This window comes from Rubritalea sp., from assembly GCF_039830215.1.
Classification (GTDB): Bacteria; Verrucomicrobiota; Verrucomicrobiia; order Verrucomicrobiales; family Akkermansiaceae; genus Rubritalea.
This window is the reverse complement of the sequence record NZ_JBDOPO010000274.1, coordinates 1-2,365: the sequence shown is the minus strand read 5'-3', so window position 1 is coordinate 2,365 and position 2,365 is coordinate 1. Positions and strand designations below refer to the sequence as shown.

1 protein-coding gene is annotated in these 2,365 nt (G+C 40.8%); it reads left to right on the top strand.

The features are described from left to right. Window positions 1-857 precede the first annotated feature (857 nt). Window positions 858-2,120: a group II intron reverse transcriptase/maturase gene (gene ltrA / locus ABGY95_RS09060; protein WP_347441355.1), complete on the top strand. Its 1,263-nt coding sequence runs from the start codon at window positions 858-860 to the stop codon at window positions 2,118-2,120. Window positions 2,121-2,365: the final 245 nt, after the last annotated feature.

The following is a 2,365-nucleotide window of genomic DNA, read 5'->3' as shown; positions in this document are numbered from 1 at the left end:
GAACATGATTGGAATTACTGTAGCTCAGAAGATATTGAAGATATTGAATATAATGATTGGAAATCAGCTATGTATCCATTTTAAATTTGCCGGTTGTTATAGCGCGTTCAAATTCAAATGACTGATTTATTACTTTAGATTATTAATATTAGCATTGTTAAAAATCATTTACTTATACATAATAACCCTCGTAGCTGCCTTGGAGTTTAAGCAATGCTTAAATAAACCAAGTCGTTCATTACACTCACCCTCACTACTATTTAATAAGCTTTGCTATAAATCAGTCATTCTAAAGTGAACGCGCTAGTGCGCCAGGCATGGCGTAATTCTAGGTGGTTAAAGTCCACTGTTGGCTGAAACGAATCGGTCAACTAGCTAACGGCAAGGGTGCCCATCGTGAGTTGGGATCTGAAGGAAGCCAGATGCAAAGTAAGGCTGTGACGCACAGAAATCAAATTAGGCAGTAATGACTGGGGAACCTGGCTAGTGACAGATATCCCGTATTCGTTTGGAAGTGCATTGCTGTAAATTTGGCATGGCCTTATGGAAGAATTACGTCTTACCCTGGGAGGTCTTATTCTCTGCTATTGAAAATAGCTACGGCCTTAGTGATAAAGCTGGATGGAGAGTAAGAAGTCAGCAGACGGCATAGTACTTTAGCTTTGTACAAGCTAAAGGAAGGCCTGAACTGATTAAGTCATAAACTAAGTAATGAGTTTCATATTTGTAGGAGTTGTAGATAATTGATAGCAGATCTAAGAGGCACTATCTGCCGCGGTAGCACTGGTAAAAGCGAAACTGGCACTGGTCTATTCGAGGAGCAACAAAACAAAGTGGCAGCACATGAACCGAATGTTATGACAGTAGAACTAATGGCTCAGGTTTGTCTTCGGGCGAATTTGGTCAAGGCATATAAGCGTGTGAGAGCGAATAAGGGTAGTGCAGGCGTTGATGGTATGACTGTTGACGACTTGAAGCTTTATCTTTCTTCTCACAGTGAGGAACTGTTTCAATCATTACGTGATGGCAGTTATCGTCCTCAAGCAGTTCGTAAGGTGATGATACCTAAACCTGGTGGCGGCAAACGTCAGCTAGGGATCCCAACGGTGATTGATCGATTTGTTCAACAAGCTATCCATCAAGTATTATCGCCAATTTATGAGCCTATGTTTTCAGGTTCAAGCTTTGGTTTTCGCCCTGGTCGCAGCGCACACATGGCGTTATTACAAGCCAAGTCATATGTTGAGTCAGGTCGAGAGTGGGTAGTTGATATGGACTTAGAGAAGTTCTTTGACCGAGTAAATCATGATGTTTTAATGTCAAGGATAGCTCGAGTTATAAAGGATAAACAGTTGCTCAAAATAATTCGTCGTTTTCTAACGTCGGGTATTATGCAAGATGGGGTAATAGTAAGTCGGCATGAAGGCACGCCTCAAGGTGGTCCTCTGTCGCCTTTACTATCAAACATTTTGCTAGATGAACTGGATAAGGAATTGGAACGTCGAGGACATAAATTTTGTCGCTATGCCGATGATGTGAACGTTTACGTTCACTCAAAACGTGCCGGCGAGAGAGTATATTTATCGATGAAACAATTTCTAGAAACAAAGCTTAAATTGCGTATTAATGATGCTAAAAGTGCTGTAGCTAAAGTTCAGGAACGAAAGTTTTTAGGCTATAGGATATTGGGCGATGGTTCATTAAGCGTTGCTCCAGAATCGTTAAAACGAGCTAAAGATAAAATTCGGCAGCTGACCAGACGAAATAGGGGCAGAAGTTTTGAACAAGTGATAAGAGAATTAAATCGCTATCTGAAAGGCTGGTTAAATTATTTTAAATTAGCAGAGTTTATCAAACTGTGGGAACGGTTAGATTCTTGGATCAGACGTAAACTACGATGTTATAAACTCAAACAGAGAAAGAAATGTTCTCCCATCAGAAAATTTCTGATAAGTCTTGGCGTAGATGAGCGATCAGCTCGTCAAATCAGCTCATCAGGAAAAGGTTGGTGGAGATTATCACGTACTTATACAGTTCATCGAGCGTTAACGGTGTCTTGGTTTAAACAGCAAGGGTTAGTTAGCCTAAGCGTACATTGGTCCAAACTGGTAAAAGCTTAATCGGAACCGCCGTATGCGACAACGCTTGTACGGTGGTGTGAGAGGACGGAGTTCGTGAGAGCTCCTCCTACTCGATTATTCTGTACTCAGTCGAAGTGTCTAGAGATTACTATGTCATAAAAAATAAAACCGAAGAATAAAACATGCATTATAAAAGATCGCGGGTATATACCGCTCGCCAATGGAAATGCTGATGGGTAGGTTACTTATAAGATGAGGTACCTGCTATTCCTCAGTTACAAAAA